The following is a 17,529-nucleotide window of genomic DNA, read 5'->3' as shown; positions in this document are numbered from 1 at the left end:
GGGGTGTAGCACCCTCTCCCCAGCCCTCTCCCTGAAGGGAGAGGGAGTTGTTCGTGCCGACTGATGCCATGGTTTCCACCTGCGCCAATCCAGTCCCCTCTCCCTTCAGGGAGAGGGTTAGGGAGAGGGCGAGTGGTACGCGTTGGCACGTCATCGCCGACCTACTCAGTCCGCCTTCACCGGACGCTTGACCCACACCGGGTTCAGCTTGCTGTCGCCGGTGACATAGAGGCAGACCACTTCGCCACGCTCGAGGGTGACGGGCTTGAGGTCGCTGACCTTCTTGGCGCCGTCGAACAGCGCGAGGTTGACTTTCACCGGGTTGATCTCGCGGTCGCCGTGGCTTTGCGGGGCGACGTTGCTGACCACTTCGGTCTTGCCATCGGCGGTCTTCAGGGTGAGGGCCTTGCCGCTGAGGTTCTGCACGCGGACCAGGGCCTTCTGCTTGTTCTTGAACGGCGGCTCGGGCACCAGGCGCGGCTGGCCGCCAGGCTGGCTGACGAGGGTGTAGTAGGCGTCCGGATCGAGTTTCACCGGCAGGCTCTGGGAGCCGACCTTGGCGGTGTAGTTGCCCGGCGGGAGGAACTTGAAGTCGCTGGAGCCCAGCGGTGAGATGTCGTTGAGGGTGGCGTTGCCGACGCTGACGGACAGCTCCGAGCTGCCGGCGTTGTAAGCCCGCACGAAGGTGGAGCCCTTGGGTGCCTGCGGGCCGTAGAGCGCGCCTTCACCGCCGGCGAAGGCGCCGAAGGAAGCGGCGCCCAGGGCGAGGGCGAGGGCGGACGACTTCAGGGTGCGAATGCTCAGTCGGTTCATGGGGTGTACCTCCGTCTTTCTCTCTTGGGGGGCACAAGAGGTGCCCAGTTCCAGCGCTTGATGCGCCGTGGGTGTTCGGGTCAGTGAGCGGCCTGGTTGGAAGCCAGGCGTTCGTCGCGGTTACCGTCCGCACGCAGTTGCGCCAGCCAGTCCTGGTTGAACTGGCTGAGGTCGCTGTGCATCGGCAGGTAGCGTTCGGGGAATTCCCAGACCAGCAGCTTGGCCGGGGCTTTCTTGAAGCCTTCGTCCTGCAGCAGTTCGAGCATCGGTTCCAGGGGGCCCTTGCCCTCCTTGGCGTAGTTGATGACGTCCGCCGACAGCGCCTGCTTCAGCGCGCCAGCGAAGTTCCAGCGCGGGTTGGCGCTGTAGCTGGTGCCGACCAGGGCGATCTGCGGCTGGGCGCTGTCGCCGAACAGGTCGCCGCCACCTTCGGATGCCGCCGTGGCGTCGTCGGCCGGATGGGTCTGGCGCTGTTCCAGCTGGTCTTCGGGCGGCAGCAGTTCGGTGAACAGCGGGTCCAGCGGCAGGAAGGTGAGCAGGTCGCCCTTGTGCGCGCCGCTCTTGCCGGCTTCGGTGACGAAGGTCTGGGTCCGCAGGTCGGCGCCCTGGCCCTGGCGGATGCTTTCACCCAGGCGCTGGGCCACGGCTTCGGCGCCCAGCGGGGTCCAGTGGGTGTCGGTACGCAGGAATACCTGGCCGTTGTCCTTGGCTTTCTCCAGCGTCCCCAGCAGCTCGGGCGCGGCCATGCCGGCCTGGCGGGCACGCTGCAGGAAGTCGGTGTAGAGCGAGGTGTGCAGGGCGGCCGGTTGCTCCTTGCCGACGAACTCGGGATACAGGCGTGTCTTGGCCGGAATAATCGCCAGCACCAGCTTCACGCCGCGGCGTTCCAGCTCCTGCTGCACACCGCGCACCAGCGCCCAGTTGTCGTCCAGCTGCTGCTGGGTCGGCGCGGGCTTGAACTCTTCATCGGTGAACAGCCAGCCGTCCTTGCCGATCACCACGCCGGGGCGGCCCTCGTCAAAAACGGTGTAGTCCAGCGCGGCCCAGAGGTTGGTGCCCAGGCGCTTGATGGGGAATTCGTCGTCGTAGTGGCCTTCGAAGGCGTGGGCCAGCTTGCCGTTGAGCACGGTGGTGCCTTCGGCGGCGGAGAAGCTCGGGAAGGCCTTCAGCGACCAGCCGGCCAGGCCCAGCAGCATGCCGCCGAAGGCGGCGATGTAGGCGTACTGCAGGGGTTTGCTGATCTTGGGTTGAGTGGTCGATTGCATGATCCGGCCTCGCTCAGAACTGGAAGTAGAGGAACGGCGAGTAGCTCTGCGCCGAAAGCTTGAGCACCGAAGCGGCGAACAGCAGGAGCAGGGCGAGTCGGGTGGCCAGCACCGGCAGCTGGGTCATCCAGTGCGGCTGGTAGACGGCGGCGCCGCTGGGCGAATAGGCGATGGCGGCCGGGTCCTGCCGTGCCATGGCCGGGGTACGCGGCTGGGCGCTGGCCGGACCGTCGGCGTTGACCTGTTCAGTCTTCGCGGCGGCCTTGGGTGCCTTGTCCTGCATCGGCTGGTTGTAGAACTGGCGGATGCCGAAGAAAGCCAGCACGAGGTAGGCGATCACCAGGGTGCCGACCTGCAGGCCGGTGAGGCTGGCGCGGTTGAGCTCGGAGAGCTTCCAGTCGCCGAAGCTGAACATGGCTTCGTACATGCGCCAGGCCACGTGCAGGTTCTCGGCGCGGAAGATCACCCAGCCGACGATCACCAGCAGGAAGGTGAAGGCCCACTTCAGCGGATGGAGCACGCGCGGCGCGGCGTTCACGCCCAGGGCGCGCTCGATGGCCAGCCACACGCCGTGCCAGGCGCCCCAGATGATGTAGGTGACGTTGGCGCCGTGCCACAGGCCGCCCAGCAGCATGGTGAGGATGAGGTTGCGGTAGGTCTGGAAGGTGGTGCCGCGGTTGCCGCCCAGGCTGATGTACAGGTAGTCGCGCAGCCAGGTGGACAGGCTGATGTGCCAGCGCCGCCAGAACTCGGTGATCGACTGGCTGATATAGGGCTGGTTGAAGTTCTCCATGAAGCGGAAGCCCATCATCAGGCCCAGGCCGATGGCCATGTCGCTGTAGCCGGAGAAGTCGAAGTACAGCTGCGCGGTGTAGGCCAGCGCGCCGAGCCAGGCGTCACCCGTGGTGGGGTTCTGCAGGGCGAAGCAGTGGTCGGCTACCGCGGCCAGGGTGTCGGCGATGAACACCTTCTTGACGAAGCCCTGCATGAAGCGGGTGCAGCCTTCGGCGAACTTGTCGACGGTGTGGGTGCGGTGGTTGAACTGGTCGACCAGGTCCTTGAAGCGCAGCACCGGGCCGGCGATCAGGTGCGGGAAGATCGCCACGAATGCCGCGAAGTCGATCAGGTTGTGCGTGGCCGGTGTGTCGCCGCGGTACACGTCGATGATGTAGCTGATCGATTCGAAGGTGTAGAAGCTGATGCCGATGGGCAGCAGGATGTGGGTCAGCACGAAGGGCTGCATGCCGAACGAGGTGATGATCTCGTTGAGGCTCTCCACGCCGAAGTTGGCGTACTTGAAGTAGCCCAGCACGCAGAGGTCGACCACCACGCCGAGCAGCAGCCAGCGCTGGGCAGCCTTGGTGCGTACGCCGGCGGCGCCGATGCGCAGGCCGATCCAGTAGTTGAATACGGTGACGCCGGCGAACAGCAGGAGGAAGTCCACCCGCCACCAGGCGTAGAAGATGTAGCTGGCGACCAGCAGCAGGAGGTTCCGGTAGCGGTTCCCGCTCAGGTAATACAAGCCGAGGAAGACCGGCAGGAACAGGAACAGGAACACGTTGGAAGAAAAGACCATTCCGCGTCTCTCTCTGGAGCTTCAAACCTTGAGTCGCTCCGGACCTTCCGGCGTCGTTTCGACGCCTTGAGGAAAGGCCGGGGCAACCCGCCAATTCCTCCCCATGTGGTGCTCAATCTGCTGCGCCCGCCCGCGTCTTTGGTTGCGTGGGTCGGGTGGTGTAGCTGTTGCATCGGAGCGTGGGCTTGCCCTCACCCCAGCCCTCTTCCAGAGGGAGAGGGGGTATTCGTGCTGGCTGCTGTTTTCGTGCATGCCGGCTGACTCAGTGCTTCCCGATCACTCGGAAAGCTCCCTCTCCCTTCAGGGAGAGGGCGGGGGAGAGGGGCTCTTGCCTTTCGGCCTCAGCTCCCTGCCCCCTGACGGTTGAAAACCTTGGTCACTTCACCCCCCAGGCGGAAGCTGTTGAACGGCTCCATCTTCTTCTTCCAGTCCTGGGTCTTCGGCGCGCAGCTGTAGAGCGCGCAGTAGGGTTCCAGCCAGGCGAACTTGCTGTTCTCCTTCAGGTCGGCCATGTCCTGGTCGTTGCCGGTTTTCTGGTCGAATGCGTTCTGGTCATCCACGCCTTGCATCACGCGGTTGGCCAGGCGCTGCAGGGCGCCGTTGTTTTCCTGGCGCAGGTCGACGCCGTTCACCTGGGCGAAGGCGGCGATCATGGTCAGCGGTGGCAGCGAGTAGTTGTGGTACGACAGCGCACGCTGGCGGCGCTTGAGTTCGTTGGGCAGGTAGCCGTCGTTGTCCACCTGGTTGGCGGCAACCTTGAATTCCTGCACCGACCAGTCGAACAGGTCGCGGCGGTTGGTCACCACGGCGGTGGACATCACCGACCAGGCGGCCCAGTAGGAGTGGTTGTTGATCTTCTTCAGCGGCAGGTCGCTCCAGTCGCGCACCACCTGGCTGCCCAGGGTGCTGAACCAGTTCTCGATCTCTTTCGATTGCTCGGAGTAGGCCGCCAGCGGGCGGCTGCTGGAGAATTTCAGGCGCATGTAGGAGGACGACAGGCTGCCCAGCGCCCATTTGCGCATGGATTTGCCGGTGTGGTTGAAGTCGGTGCTTTCCAGCGCGCCGGCCTTCGCCCAGCTGTCGAGCCAGTTCATCGCGCAGTCCAGGTCGCCCTTGTTGCCGCTGCGCATGTACTGGGTGATGAGCTTGGTGGCGCCGCGCTCCATGTCGGTGATGTCCTTGATCTGGGTGCGGAACTCCTTGTCCGCATCCGCGTTGAAGGTGGCGCGCGCCGAGTCCGAACCCTTGTACTTGCTGGTGAACTGCAGGCTGCCGGTGTAGGGCGTCGGGGCGGTGGGGCAACTGTCCGCGTCCTTCTTGCTGCCCTTGTCGCCGACGGCGGAGAAGTAGCCCGGCGGTGGCATCAGGTCGGCGGCATAGGTGGTGCTCTCGCCGAACAGCGCGCTGAGCACCGCGATGGTCAGGCCGATGCGGGCGACAACGGGTGTCTTGATCTTGTGGAGGCTGGGCATGGTGCTTGTCCCTCGCTTCAGTTGGCGGCCACGTCGGCCGACTTGGCTTTGGGCGTCTGACAGAACTTGGCCTCGACTTCCAGGCCCGCCGGCATGTCGTCCGGCGCCTCGATCTCCAGGGAGAGGAACTGCTGGTTCGACCAGTCTTCGTCGTTGCGCAGCTCGAAGACGTAGCGTCCGCCGGTATCCACGGCCTTGGACTGCTCGATCTTCAGCTGCTCGCGACGACCGTTCATGTACCAGATGGTGTTCTTGAGTTCGTGCACGCCGGGGTCGGAGTAGGTGACGTCGGCGGTGTAGCTGCCCGAGCGGATCGGCAGGGCGCCGCTGTTGAGCAGCACCTCGTTGCTGCCCGCGTGCAGCTTGACCTTGCGGCTGATGGCCGGCTTGCCGTCGGCGCAGCCGTTGTCCACCAGCGGCATGGCCTGGCGGTAGAAGCTCTTCTGCGCCATGTCGTAGTGGGTGGCGAATTCCCAGATGAGGATCTTCGGCGGCTTGTCGTGGAATTCCTTGCTGGTCATGTAGGCCAGCAGGGAGCTGTCGAAGCCGCCGCCGGACACGGCGTTGTTGAGGATGTCGACCTTGCCGTATTGCTCCAGGAAGCCGGCGAAGTTGTAGGCCGGGCCGCTGTTGGACGTACCCACCAGCGCAACCTGGGCATCGCCACCTTCACCGAACAGGTCACCGCCGCCCGAATCGCCCACCGGCTCGGTCTCGAAGCGGTCGACGTACTGCGGGGCGTAGCTGCTGCCGCACAGTTGTGCGGCAGCCTTGTGGAAGGTGCCGAGCTTGGACAGCAGGCCTACGCGCTTGCTTTCGAATTCCTTCTTGGGAATGTCGTTGTAGGCGGGGATTTCCTTCAGGGTATCGGCGACGATCTTCGCGCTGCGCATCGCGCCGTACGGCGTCCAGTGGTGGTCGCCCTTGAAGTAGTAAGGGTGCTCCTGCTTCTCGTCGAACAGCGGCGAGAAGTCCGGGGTGTAGATGCCGGCCTTGCGGAACTGGGCGATAGCCGCCTGGTAGTTCTTTTTCGCCAGGTCGTAGTTGAAGCTGGCCTTTTCCTGCGGGTTGAGCTTCTCGCGGTTCACCAGGCCACGGGTGGGCTGGTAGACCACGACCAGGTCGATGCCCTTGCGCTTGAGTTCGTCGCGCAGTTGCTTGAGCTCGCGCCAGCCTTCGGCGCTGGTGCCGAAGTCGGTGCGCAGGTCGTAGGTGGTGCGGAACAGCCAGTCTTCCTGGGCCGGCACCAGGTGGGTGAAGAAGCCTAGGTACTTGGTGTTGTACGCCGCGTCGTTGGACGCGGTGGGGCACAGGCCTGCGGCCGGTTGAGCGGTGTAGCTCGGCGCATCGGCGGCGTTGGCCTGGTGGGCGAGCAGCAGGGCAGCGGAGAGGCCCGACAGGCGCAGCAGGTTGATGGTCAGTCGTTTCATGTGTCGGGTCCTCAATTTTGCAGTTCGGCCTGGCTTTCGACGGGGTCGATCAGCACCGCGCGTTGCTGGCGCACCAGCAGGTCCAGGATCTGGTCCTGCTTCTCGCCGAGCACGCCGTTGAAGGAGATGCCGGAAGATTTGGTCGGGCCGAGCATGGCCACCTTGTAGAGCTCCAGCGACAGCGGCGAATCCACCGACAGCGGGCCCGAGCCATTGCCGGCCAGCTTGCCGCCGACCACGATCAGCGAGACCTTGGTGTCGAAGGGGTCGAGGTCGATGTTGCGGTCGGTGTCGGTCAGGTCCTTGATGTGGCCGTAGACGCCGATGAGCTTGTTGCCGGCCGCGAGGTTCTCGTACAGGCGGATGTTCACGCTGTTACGGATGCGGATGCCGTGGCGCAGGTTGGCCAGCACCTGGTTGCCGTAGATGAGGTTGTCGCCCGACTCGTAGAGCGTGATGCCGTCGGAGTGGTTGCGGTACACCTCGTTGTAGGCCACCAGGTTGCGCTCGGAATTACGGTCGAGGACGATCCCGGAGAGGTGGTTGTCGTAGGTCTTGTTGTGGATGATCCAGCTGTCGTTGACCTCACGGGAGACGATGATGCCGTGCTTCTTCTTCGTCCCGTAGACGGTGTTCTCGGCAATGATCAGGCGGTGCGAGCGGTCATGCGGGTCGATGCCGTAGACGATGTTGTTCTTGTAGGTGTTGCCGCGTACCACCAGGTCGTCGGCTTCGTAGCAGTAGAAGCCGTACCAGGCGTCCTCGAAGGTCGAGCCGATCACCCAGCCCTTCGGGCGCGGGCGCTTCATGGTCTTGTCCATGCCCGGGCTGTACTGCGAGATGGAGATGCCGTAGGCCTTGGAAGCGTTGTAACCGAAGCTGGTGAAGTGGCTGTTCACCAGGTAGGCCTCGGCGCCGCCCCAGGAGATCAGGAAGGGGCGGAATTCGTTGGGGGTCTTGAACCAGGCGGGTTCCTTCTTCGCTTCGTTCCAGGCGGTGACCTTGGTGTCGCGCACGAACAGCTTGCCGTCGTTGACCAGGAACGAGCCGCGGTCCTGGGACAGGCGAAGTTCCTTGACCTTGCCGTCGATCTCCAGGGTCGCGCCCTGGCTGACGACGATGGGCAGGCGGGCGATGTAGACGCCCGGTTCGACCTGCTCCAGTGCGGTCTTCGGCAGCTTGCCGACGAGCTCGGCAAGGTTGACGTAGCCGCCGTCGATGAAGATTGCCTGGGGCATCTGGCGCTGGCGCTTCACCCACTCGGCGAGACGGTTCTTGCCGCCGGTGAATTCCTTCAGCGGCTGCTGCTGGACCATTCGCTCGATGTGGGCGCGGCCGGGCTTCTTGCGCTCGATCTTCTTCTCCACCGCTTCGGCGGTGTAGCCGGTGAGGTCGGGCAGCTTGGGCGGTTCCAGGTGCAGTGGTTCGCTGGGGGCGGCGGTCACGGTGTAGTTGCCGGACTCCTTCAGCGTCTGGGTCTTGCCGGGCTCGGCGCCGGGATGTTCCTCGGCGGTTTTCTCTTCGCTGCCTTTCGCGGCGGCCTTGGCACTGCTCTCGGCCTTGGCCGCGGGCTGCGCCGCCCAGACCGGTGCGCCGGCGCTGAGCAGGCCGCCGAGCAGCAGCGCGGTCAGCGGCAGGGCGTGTAACGGATGGCGGTTCATGGCCATGTCTCCTTGCGCGCGGTCATCCGCCAGGTACCCGGCTACGCGCCGGGAACGGCGGAGTGCGAGTGCGGGTAGCTGACGGATGTTCATCGCTACAGTCCTCAGAAGCGCCAGATCACATCGACGAAGGCGTGGTGCATGGTCGAGTCGACGTGGCTGCCGTAGGCATCGCCGGGCTTGAACACGCCGCCACGGAAGCGGATCAGTGCCGACGGCTCGTCGATCGCCTGGCTCATCGAGGCCGGCAGCAGGCCCTGCTTGAAGTACTTGGTGACGACCAGGTCGACTTCCTGGCCGATGTCCTTGGAGTCATTGACCAGCGGTGCGGTGATGCCGCTGTTGCCGATGTCCGAATCGCTGTCCACGCGGCGGAACTTGTTGTAGATGACGCTGGCGTCATAGTCGTCGCGCAGCTGCCAGGAACCGAACAGCGTGGCGGCCTCAAGGTTCGACAGCTCACCGCGGAAGGCTTCGCCGAAGCGGTGTGCGCGGGCCCGGGTGCCGGTGAAGTTGGAGCGGTTGCTCTCCAGGCCCGTCTGTTCGAACTGGTCTTCGCCGTTCTTGCCGCCGCCGCTGCCACGGGCGTAGGCGCCACCGACGCGCCACTGCTCGTCGATGTTCCAGCGCAGGCCCAGGTCCGCGCCGTAGGCATCCACATCGCCACTCTGCTTGCCGGCGGCGACACGCTCGCCGTTTACCGGGACGGTGGTCAGGCGGTCGCGGTTACCGGTGAGCCAGGTGGCGCTGGCCCAATAGTTGATGGGCATCTGCGAGCGCCAGTTGTAGCCGTCGCCGTTGGCCTCGATGCCAACCCAGGTGAGGTCGCCGGTGGAGCGCTTGTCCAGCGAGTCGACGGTTTCACCCGGGTCCGGCAGGCTGCCGCTGTCGTCGGCGTGGTGCACGCGCAGGCCGACCCAGTGGTGGGGCATCCACTGCGTGGAGATGTCGCCGAAGACGTGGGTGCGGTCCTTGTCGTCCGGCGCCAGGTCAGTGATGTCGGTACGGTAGTCGGAGAAGCGCTGGGCGGCGCCAAGGTGGGCGCGCAGCAGGGTGGTGTCGAAGGTCCAGTTCAGGGCCTCGATGTTGGTGTCCTGCCACATGCCGCTGTCTTCGCGCAGGCGCTGGCGACCGAAGCGCAGGTGCTCGCCGGGGTACTGAGTGAGGCCGGCGTAGTCCACCCAGAATTCGCGCAGGGCGAGGTAGGCGTCGTCCGGCTCACGCTTGTTGTCGCTGCGACCGCTGCTGTCGTTGTTGACGTCGTCGTTCTGCAGGGTGTCGGTCTGAATGGTGTCGGTAGCGGCAACTGCCTGGCCCATCACATAGGCGCTCCAGTTGCCCCACTGGCCGAAGGCCCAGGGGCGCAGGTCCAGGCCGATGCCGTTGAGGTCGCCGCCGTGGGCGGTGCCCAGGTCGCGATCATCCTCGGATTCGGCGGTGACCTTGATGTCGATGCCGAAATTCTTCGGCGGCTCTTCTGCCGCGTGGGCGAGGCTGCCGAACAGGGTGCCGGCGAGGCTCAGGCCGACGCCGAACATGGCAGGGAACAGGCGGGCGCGGCGAACAGCGGTAGCCAGAGCTCGCGGCTTAATCCCTTCGATAAGAGCAAACGGCGGGGTGGTCATCGGGTCGATGCGCTTCATAGGTTTTCTTGTTCCTGGTTGTTCTGCAGAAGGCTGACGGTGGCTTGCCAGTTGGCGCCGCGAGCCTGTTCTTCACGCTTGAGCAGTTGCTGCGCGGCGCTGCGGTCGGCCGGCTGGATCTGCGGTTCGAGCTGCGCCATCAGGTCGCTGGCGGTGGGCACCTGCTGGCGCTGGGCGAGTTCGCCGAAGACGTAGGCGTTGACCAGGTTCGGGCGCACGCCACGGCCCTGCGAATACAGCTGGGCGAGGGCCATGTCGGCGCTGGCCTGGCCGGCGCGGGCGGCGATCAGCAGGTGATCCACGGCCTTCTGCGGGTAGACCTGGCCGAGGAAGCCGCGGCGGTAGATCTGGCCCAGGTAGTAGTGCGCCTGGGGTTCGCTGGCGGCGGCCTTGAGCAGGTGCTGCTCGGCTTTCTGCGGTTCCTGCGGGGCCCACTTGCCGTCGTAGTAGAGGCGCCCGAGCAGCAGCTCGGCGCGGGGCTGGGCGGCGTCCTGGGCTTTCTTCAGGTAGTCGAGCATCTGGTCGAGGTCGCCCAGGTCGGGGTTGTCGTACTGCAGCTTGGCGAGGCTGACCCAGGCGGCCGGGTAGGTCGGCGCGATCTCGGTAAGCAGCGCCTGCGCGGCCTGCGGGTCGGCGGTGCCGATGTTCGGATCGGCCAGCACGCCGGCCACCGATTCGACGCGCTCGGAGGGCACGCGGCCGGCCTTCCAGCCTGCCTTCAGCGCTTCGATATGGGCTTTCTGCTTATCCGCGTTGCCCTGCTTCTGGTACACGGTGGCCAGTTCCATCCAGCACACGTCCATGCGGTTCAGCCAGCGCTGGCAGACCTGCTCGACTTCGGTGAGGTGCTGGTCGTAGGTGCCCTGGGTGCGGTACAGGATGATCTGCGCCAGATCGGCCTGCGGCAGTCCCTGGGCGCGCCACTGGTCGATGCGCTGCTGCGGGTTCACGTTCGGCCAGGCCTGCGGGTACTGCAGGTAGAGGACCACCAGCGGCACCAGCGCGCTGTCCTCGCCTTCGTTGAAGGCACGGGTCAGCAGTTGCTCGGCTTCGCGGTGTTCGGCGTCGGTGCCGCCGGGCTTGGCTGCCAGCCACTTGCCCAGGCGGGCGCGGGCGCGCGGCGAGCTCTCGGCGGCTTCGCGGTAGAGCTTTTCGGCGCGGGCCTGCTCGTCGGGGTCGCCGGTGGCGGCCTGCATGTCGGCCAGTCCGACCTGTGCGTCGGCGTAACCCATGGTCGCCAGGGCCTGGAAGTTGGCCTGGGCGGTGGCGATGTCGCCGCGCTCCAGGGCTTCCTGGGCCAGTCGCTGGTCGGGCAGGCCGGCGCAACCGGCGGCTGCGGCGATGGCCAGCGCCAATCCAAGGTGTCGGGCCAGGTCCGGGGCGTGTCGCAAGACAGGTCGATTCATGCGGGCAGTCCTCTTAGCGAGCGGTGGCCAGGGCCATCGCCTTGTTCAGCAGGGTGCGGCCCGGCAGGCCGCCGATGCTGACTTCAGTCGGGCGGCCAGCCATCTGGCTGTCGAGCGGCTGGTCGGGGGTGATCTGCACACGGATTTCCGAGGACAGGTCACCGTCCACCGGTGCGGTGCGCAGGATGCGGCCGCCGCGTACTTCGCTGTCGCCGGCGACCTGGAAGTTCACGTGGGTGCCAGGGGACAGCTCGGCGGCGTTGCGGTAGGGGAAGCGCGCCTCGACGGTGGCGGTGCTGTCACGCGGGGTCAGGGTGAAGATCACGTCACCCTTGTTGGCGAACTGGCCGTTGGCGACGCGCTGCTCGACCACGCGGCAATCGCACGGGCTGGTCAGGGTGCCTTTCATCTGGTGGCCGAAGAGCTTCTCGATGTTGCTCGGGTTGAGCTGTTCTTCGGTCAGGTTGCCCTTGAGCAGGTCCAGCAGGTTGGCGGAGAAGGAGGCGATCGGCGCGCCCTTGGCGACTTCCGCGCCCGGCTCCACCAGGCTTTCCACGGTGCCTTCGCGGGGCATGGTGATCTGCTGGTTGGCCACGCTGACCACGCCCGAATCGGCATGGGTGACGAAGTACAGGTTGTAGATCTGGTTGAGGATCACCGCGAAGGCGCCGACGCCGACCACGAAGATCGCGGTGCTCACGGTGACGGCGCGGAAGCGCCCGAAGAAGCCCATGCCGCCCGAACCTGCGCCGTGCTTGCGGGCCTTGGTGAAGTTCTCGCGCTGCAGGGTGTTGAGCATGTCGCCCACGCTGATCACTTCGCCTGCCAGGTAGGAGGTGATCAGGTAGCGCAGGGCAGCGATCTCGCGCGGCTTCAGGTGCTGGAATTCACACCCCACGCGGCCGCTGTCGCGGTCATAGGAGCGCACCTGGAATTCCACCTCCAGGGAGAAGCTGATGCTGTCGATCTGGAAAAGCAGCTTGCCCTTGTGCAGGTCGCCGACCTGGACCGGGGTGTTGTTCGCCGAGCTGAAGGCGAAACCGCCGGCGGACAGGTCCAGCAGGCGCGCATCGACGCCTTCGCGGTTGCCACCGATGTAGCGGATGCGCGCGGGCAGCTTGACCCGTGCGTGCTGGCGCTGGGCTTCGGATTCATGCACGACATTGACGTTGACGGCGGTATTCATGGGGTCGAGTCCTGTTCGTAGCTAAAAGGGGCGTGGCTAAAGAGAGCCTTCAGACGATGGTCAGCAGTACGGCGACGAAAACGCTGGCCGCGGAAAAGGTCATGGCGCGCGAGGACCAGGTGTTGAACCAGCGCTGGAAGCTGGCCAGGCCGCGGTCGAGCTTGGTGTTCTGGCGGGTCCAGGACTGCTGGTCGAGGCGGAAGAACACGTAGATCTTCACCAGGGCGCCGACGATCTGGTTGTAATAGAGAATCGCCGGGTAGGCCGGCCCGATGTGGTGGCCCGACAGCGACAGCAGCAGGGTCAGCACGAAGCGGGTGATGCCGATCCACAGCAGGTAGATGAGCAGGAAGGCGATGCTGTACTTGATGCTGGCGATGATCGCGGCGACCAGGCCGAGCAGGCAGGTCCACATCGACAGGCGCTGGTCGAACAGCACCACGCTGGTGAACCAGCCCAGGCGTTGCGGACCGAGGGCCAGGGCGCGGGAGTTCTGCCGAAGGTTGTTGCCGTACCAGCGGAACATCAGCTTGCGGCTGGCCTTGATGAAGCTCTTCTCCGGCGGGTGCTCGACCGTGTTGATCGCCGCGTCCGGCACGTAGAAGGTGTCGTAGCCCAGGCGCATCAGGCTGTACCAGCTGGACTTGTCGTCACCGGTGAGGAACTGGAAGCGGCCCAGGCGCCAGTGGTCGAGGTGGTCGCTTTCGACGTCGGTGATGAAGTCCGGGTCGGTGACCACGGCAGCACGGAATACCGACATGCGCCCGGTCATGGTCAGCACGCGCTTGGACAGGGCCATGGAGCACATGTTGATGTGGCGCTGGGCGAAGCGCAGCTTGTGCCACTCGCTCATCACGTAGCTGCCGCGCACTTCGCAGAATTCGTTGGTGGTCAGGCCGCCGACGTTGGGGAAGAGCTTGAACCAGGGCACGGTCTTTTTCACCACGCCGGGTTCGAGCACGGTGTCGCCATCGATCACCGCGACCACCGCGTGCTCATCCGGCAGGTGGCGGGAGATGGCACGGAAGCCGTGGGCCAGGCCGTCGCGCTTGCCGGTGCCGGGGATACGCACGAAGTCGAGCTTGACGTGGTCCGGCGGGTTGAGCTTCTGCCACTGCTGCTTGATCAGCACCTCGTCGGACATCTCGACGATGGAGCACACCACGGTGGTGGGGTAGCCGCAGGCAATGGCTTCTTCGATGACCGAGCGATAGACCATGGAGGTGGTCAGCGCGTCGATGCGGAAACTGGTGACCATCAGGTAAACGTGCGACGGGTCGGCTGCGTCGCCGAGCTTGCGGACCTTGCGCCGGTAGTGCGGGTAGACCAGGTAGAGGAACAGCATGCCGCGCAGGAAGTGCAGGCCACCCATGGAATAGCGCCAGATACCGACCGCGCCGATCAGCAGCAGGAAGTCCTTGGACTCGGCGTCGAATACGGTCGGTGGCACCAGCAGCGCCAGCAGCATCAGCAGGCTGAGAAAGACCAGCCAGCCCGTGGCTTCACCGATCACTCGTTTGTAGGTTTCCATCGTCGTCTATCCGTCTGGTGGGGCTTGGTTACCGGCCCGCTGGGCGGGTCGGTAACCGGCGCTTTTGGTTTCTGAAGGCATGGACTCGATTGAGCGAGCTAGAGTCCGGTTAGGCAGCGCCCGCTCCCGGCGGGCCTGCTGCATTCACCACATCCATGTGGATCGCGGAGAGGGACGAGGAAGCGGAGTTCACTGAAGTGAATGAGCATTTCCGAGTTCCTCTCCAACGACACCGGGCCGACGCGCGCGCAGCCAATCGAAACCCAATTACCAGCAGATGCCTTCGGCGCGGTCGTCGGTGACGCTCGGCATGAAGCCGATCAGGTCGACGACCTTCTTGCCCTCGGGCGCCTGCTTGACGACGTCGACGAACAGCTCGTCGCCGTTGCCCAGCACCAGCACGTCGGAGGACTTCACGACCGCGTCCAGGTCCGAGACCAGCAGCGAGGAAACGTGCGGGATCTTCGATTCGATGTACTCCTTGTTCGCGCCATGGACGCGGGCGTACTCGACGTTGCGGTCGAAGATCTGCAGCTCGTAGCCCTTGCCGATGAGCATCTCGGCCAGTTCCACCAGCGGGCTCTCGCGCAGGTCGTCGGTGCCGGACTTGAACGACAGGCCGAGCAGGCCGACCTTGCGGCTGCCGTGGGCGGCGATGATGTCGAAGGCCTTCTGCACCTGGTGCTGGTTGCTGCGCATGATCGAGCCGAGCATCGGGTGTTCGATGTCCAGCTGGCTGGCGCGGTAGGTGAGGGCGCGGACATCCTTGGGCAGGCAGGAGCCGCCGAAGGCGAAGCCGGGCTTCATGTAGTAGCGCGAGAGGTTCAGCTTGCGGTCCTGGCAGATCACGTCCATCACCTCGCGGCCGTCGACGCCGACTGCCTTGGCGATGTTGCCGATCTCGTTGGCGAAGGTGACCTTGGCGGCGTGCCAGACGTTGCAGGTGTACTTGATCATCTCCGCGACCTCGATGGTCTTGCGGATGATCGGCGCGTCCAGTTCGCGGTAGATTTCTTCCAGCAGGTCGCCGGTCTGGGCGTCCAGCTCACCGATGACGGTCATGGGCGGGAAGTCGTAGTCCTTGATCGCGGTGGATTCGCGCAGGAACTCCGGGTTGGTGCCCACGCCGAAGTCGGCGCCGGCCTTCTTGCCCGAGCAGTCCTCGATGATCGGGATCACCACGTTGTTCACGGTGCCCGGCAGCACGGTGCTGCGCACGACCACGGTGTGGCGCGCTTTCTTCTCGCGGATGGCGTAGCCGATCTCGCGGCACACGGACTCGATGTAGCCCAGGTCCAGGTCGCCGTTCTTCTTGCTCGGGGTGCCGACGCAGATGAACGACACGTCGGTGTCCAGTACGGCCTTCTTGAAGTCGGTGGTGCCCGACAGGCGACCGGTGCGGATGCCTTGCTCCAGCAGAGGCTCCAGACCCGGTTCGACGATGGGCGACTTCCCGTTGTTGATCAGATCGATCTTGGTGGTGGAGACATCCACCCCAACGACTTCATGGCCTCGTGCGGACAGGCAGCCGGCACATACTGCGCCAACATACCCAAGACCAAAGATGCTGATACGCATCGCATTCACCTCTTCAATGGTCGAACTGTTTAAGTTGCCCCGTGGGCGTTTTTAAAAGGGTGCAAGAACCCTCGGAAGATGCTCTTTCGAGTTCTTCCGTACTTCCTTCCAGGCAGGCATGGGAATCGAGTGCTAAACTTTCGAGCACAGTCTTGGGGCGAACTTTTAATAGTTGCCCTGTTATGTTTCAGGCGGATTGCAAAGTTGGTGCGTTCTCCGTCCTGGCGTGCTCAAGTCTGGTTAGATGATTGCCTCGTCATCTGAAAAGTTCAGTTTTTTCATTGGGTTAGGTGCTTAGTTCAATCGCTGATTGCCAATCGAAATAACCTTGGAACCTAATCTCCAATTTCTCACCGAGGCACTTTCTGGTCGCCATCGATGATCGTTGCGCAAATAGGATTTATCTCAAATGCGGTTAGTTCCTTCCGCTCATCCCGCCTCGGAAATGATTTGAAATATCCAATTGATATCACTTGATGCTGGATTAATGGCCATTCGCGACTTGGCCTTTCCAGTGCAAAGTGCATGGTCGGAAAAAGTTCCATTGAATTTTTCGTTAAAAACGACCGTGTATCGTCGGTAAGACATTCGTTCAGCTGCCGTTCAGCTTTCTCTCTTGCAAAGTGCAATCGTGAAATGCATGTCATGGCCAAGGGCTGTTAATGGCCAATGGATTACAAGGGCAGGAGCGAATCGGGACGATTTCCATCCATCCGGTCGGTTCGGATGGCGGAAAAAATTTCTCACGATTAATCCCGAAGCAGACGAACGGTCATTTTGACCATTTTCACTGTGTGGGAATTAGGGGGTGTTTTGAGCAGTAAACGTACAGTTCAGGCCCCCGTGACCGCGCAGTTCCATGGTCAATGGCTTACAGGCCACTTGGTATCAGGCAGGTTTTTGCGGGGCGTGCGGGCTCAGTAACCGGTGTCACCGCACCATCGAGGCGCCCCACCGAAGCTCGCGCGCCCGACAGGAAGGGGGGATCGAAACGAAAACGGGAGCCTCAGGGCTCCCGTTCGGTGCAGCAGGTGGGGCAGCTTAGTCGTCGGCGTGGTCGCGCAGGAACACCAGCTGGTCCGCCTTGGAGTGCTCGGCACTGTAGGCGTAACCCGCGTAGTTGAAGTCCTTCAGGCCTTCGGGGTTGCTCAGGCGCTCCTTGATCACGTAGCGCGCCATCATCCCGCGGGCCTTCTTGGCGTAGAAGCTGATGATCTTGTACTGGCCGTTCTTCAGGTCCTTGAACTCGGTGTCGATCACCCGCGCGTTCAGCGCCTTGCGCTTCACCGCGCCGAAATACTCGTTGGAGGCCAGGTTGAGCAGCACATCGTCGCCCTGTTCGGCCAGGGACTCGTTCAGCCAGCCGCTGATGCGCTCGCCCCAGAAGGCGTAGAGGTCCTTGCCGCGGGCGTTGGCCAGCTTGGTGCCCATCTCCAGGCGGTAGGGCTGCATCAGGTCCAGCGGCCGCAGCACGCCGTAAAGGCCGGAAAGCATGCGCAAGTGCTGCTGGGCGAAATCGAAGTCGTCTTCGCTGAAGTCCTCGGCCTGCATGCCGGTGTAGACGTCGCCCTTGAAGGCCAGCAGCGCCTGCTTGGCATTGGCCTGGGTGAACTCCGGGTGCCAGCTGCCGAAGCGCGCGGCATTCAGGCCGGCCAGCTTGTCCGACAGGTGCATCAGTTCGGCGATCTGTGCCGGGGCCAGTTCCCGCAGGATGCCGATCAGCTCCTGTGCGTCGTCCAGGTGCTCGGGCAGGGTGAAGCGCTGTGTCACCGGCGCGGTGTCGTAGTCCAGGGTCTTGGCGGGGGAAATCACCATCAGCATCGTGCGGTCTCCTACAAGCGAGCGGCGATTGTAAGGAGTCGCGAGCGTTGGCTCCACCTATGGGGACGATTAGCTTCTCTATAGAGGAAGGCGCAGGGCGCAGAGGCTGGGCCTGGCGCGGCGCCAGCTGCCGGAGCGCTGGGCTAA

The 17,529-nt window shown here is 64.3% G+C and carries 12 protein-coding genes; all 12 read right to left on the bottom strand.

The window, feature by feature from the left end; all coding sequences use genetic code 11:
* Nucleotides 1-165: 165 nt before the first annotated feature.
* The gene (locus RS899_RS20670; protein WP_024765849.1) at nt 166-813 is read right to left on the bottom strand and encodes an alginate O-acetyltransferase AlgF; all 648 of its coding nucleotides are present in this window, start codon (nt 811-813) and stop codon (nt 166-168) included.
* Between the two features lie 80 nt (nt 814-893).
* Complete coding sequence (locus RS899_RS20665) at nt 894-2,078, bottom strand: alginate O-acetyltransferase (RefSeq protein ID WP_315807955.1); 1,185 nt, start codon at nt 2,076-2,078, stop codon at nt 894-896.
* 13 nt (nt 2,079-2,091) lie between these two features.
* Nucleotides 2,092-3,654, bottom strand: coding sequence for an MBOAT family O-acyltransferase (locus tag RS899_RS20660; RefSeq protein WP_313465182.1), 1,563 nt, complete (start codon nt 3,652-3,654; stop codon nt 2,092-2,094).
* A gap of 341 nt (nt 3,655-3,995) precedes the next feature.
* Nucleotides 3,996-5,108, bottom strand: coding sequence for a mannuronate-specific alginate lyase (locus tag RS899_RS20655; protein ID WP_315810463.1), 1,113 nt, complete (start codon nt 5,106-5,108; stop codon nt 3,996-3,998).
* A 35-nt stretch (nt 5,109-5,143) separates the two neighbouring features.
* On the bottom strand, nt 5,144-6,556 hold the full coding sequence (locus tag RS899_RS20650) for an alginate O-acetyltransferase (RefSeq protein WP_315807954.1): 1,413 nt from the start codon (nt 6,554-6,556) through the stop codon (nt 5,144-5,146).
* Nucleotides 6,557-6,567: 11 nt separating this feature from the next.
* Nucleotides 6,568-8,217, bottom strand: a complete 1,650-nt coding sequence (algG, locus tag RS899_RS20645) for a mannuronan 5-epimerase AlgG (RefSeq protein WP_409978030.1) — start codon at nt 8,215-8,217, stop codon at nt 6,568-6,570.
* A 104-nt stretch (nt 8,218-8,321) separates the two neighbouring features.
* Nucleotides 8,322-9,755: an alginate export family protein gene (locus RS899_RS20640; protein ID WP_233299154.1), complete on the bottom strand. Its 1,434-nt coding sequence runs from the start codon at nt 9,753-9,755 to the stop codon at nt 8,322-8,324.
* A gap of 101 nt (nt 9,756-9,856) precedes the next feature.
* Entirely contained in the window at nt 9,857-11,266 is a 1,410-nt protein-coding gene (algK, locus tag RS899_RS20635; RefSeq protein ID WP_054910084.1) for an alginate biosynthesis TPR repeat lipoprotein AlgK, read from the bottom strand.
* Nucleotides 11,267-11,279: 13 nt separating this feature from the next.
* Entirely contained in the window at nt 11,280-12,452 is a 1,173-nt protein-coding gene (locus tag RS899_RS20630) for an alginate biosynthesis protein Alg44 (protein ID WP_054910083.1), read from the bottom strand.
* Between the two features lie 49 nt (nt 12,453-12,501).
* Nucleotides 12,502-13,983, bottom strand: coding sequence for a mannuronan synthase (gene alg8 / locus RS899_RS20625; RefSeq protein ID WP_037015978.1), 1,482 nt, complete (start codon nt 13,981-13,983; stop codon nt 12,502-12,504).
* 267 nt (nt 13,984-14,250) lie between these two features.
* A complete protein-coding gene (gene algD, locus RS899_RS20620) occupies nt 14,251-15,561 on the bottom strand; it encodes a GDP-mannose 6-dehydrogenase (protein ID WP_024765840.1) in 1,311 nt (436 codons plus the stop codon).
* 1,041 nt (nt 15,562-16,602) lie between these two features.
* Entirely contained in the window at nt 16,603-17,382 is a 780-nt protein-coding gene (yaaA, locus tag RS899_RS20615; protein ID WP_024765839.1) for a peroxide stress protein YaaA, read from the bottom strand.
* Nucleotides 17,383-17,529: the final 147 nt, after the last annotated feature.

Source organism: Pseudomonas sp. C9-3 (assembly GCF_032392015.1).
Taxonomy (GTDB): domain Bacteria; phylum Pseudomonadota; class Gammaproteobacteria; order Pseudomonadales; family Pseudomonadaceae; genus Pseudomonas; species Pseudomonas nitroreducens.
Note: the sequence above shows the minus strand (reverse complement) of the source record. Positions and strands in the feature narration are given on the sequence as shown.

What these genes read in the sequence shown, in the direction of transcription:
- alg8 (WP_037015978.1), bottom strand. Translation starts at nt 13,983, where the DNA reads ATGGAAACCTACAAACGAGTGATCGGTGAAGCCACGGGCTGGCTGGTC.
- RS899_RS20650 (WP_315807954.1), bottom strand. Translation starts at nt 6,556, where the DNA reads ATGAAACGACTGACCATCAACCTGCTGCGCCTGTCGGGCCTCTCCGCT.
- yaaA (WP_024765839.1), bottom strand. Translation starts at nt 17,382, where the DNA reads ATGCTGATGGTGATTTCCCCCGCCAAGACCCTGGACTACGACACCGCG.
- algK (WP_054910084.1), bottom strand. Translation starts at nt 11,266, where the DNA reads ATGAATCGACCTGTCTTGCGACACGCCCCGGACCTGGCCCGACACCTT.
- algD (WP_024765840.1), bottom strand. Translation starts at nt 15,561, where the DNA reads ATGCGTATCAGCATCTTTGGTCTTGGGTATGTTGGCGCAGTATGTGCC.
- RS899_RS20640 (WP_233299154.1), bottom strand. Translation starts at nt 9,755, where the DNA reads ATGTTCGGCGTCGGCCTGAGCCTCGCCGGCACCCTGTTCGGCAGCCTC.
- RS899_RS20630 (WP_054910083.1), bottom strand. Translation starts at nt 12,452, where the DNA reads ATGAATACCGCCGTCAACGTCAATGTCGTGCATGAATCCGAAGCCCAG.
- RS899_RS20665 (WP_315807955.1), bottom strand. Translation starts at nt 2,078, where the DNA reads ATGCAATCGACCACTCAACCCAAGATCAGCAAACCCCTGCAGTACGCC.
- algG (WP_409978030.1), bottom strand. Translation starts at nt 8,217, where the DNA reads ATGAACCGCCATCCGTTACACGCCCTGCCGCTGACCGCGCTGCTGCTC.
- RS899_RS20670 (WP_024765849.1), bottom strand. Translation starts at nt 813, where the DNA reads ATGAACCGACTGAGCATTCGCACCCTGAAGTCGTCCGCCCTCGCCCTC.
- RS899_RS20660 (WP_313465182.1), bottom strand. Translation starts at nt 3,654, where the DNA reads ATGGTCTTTTCTTCCAACGTGTTCCTGTTCCTGTTCCTGCCGGTCTTC.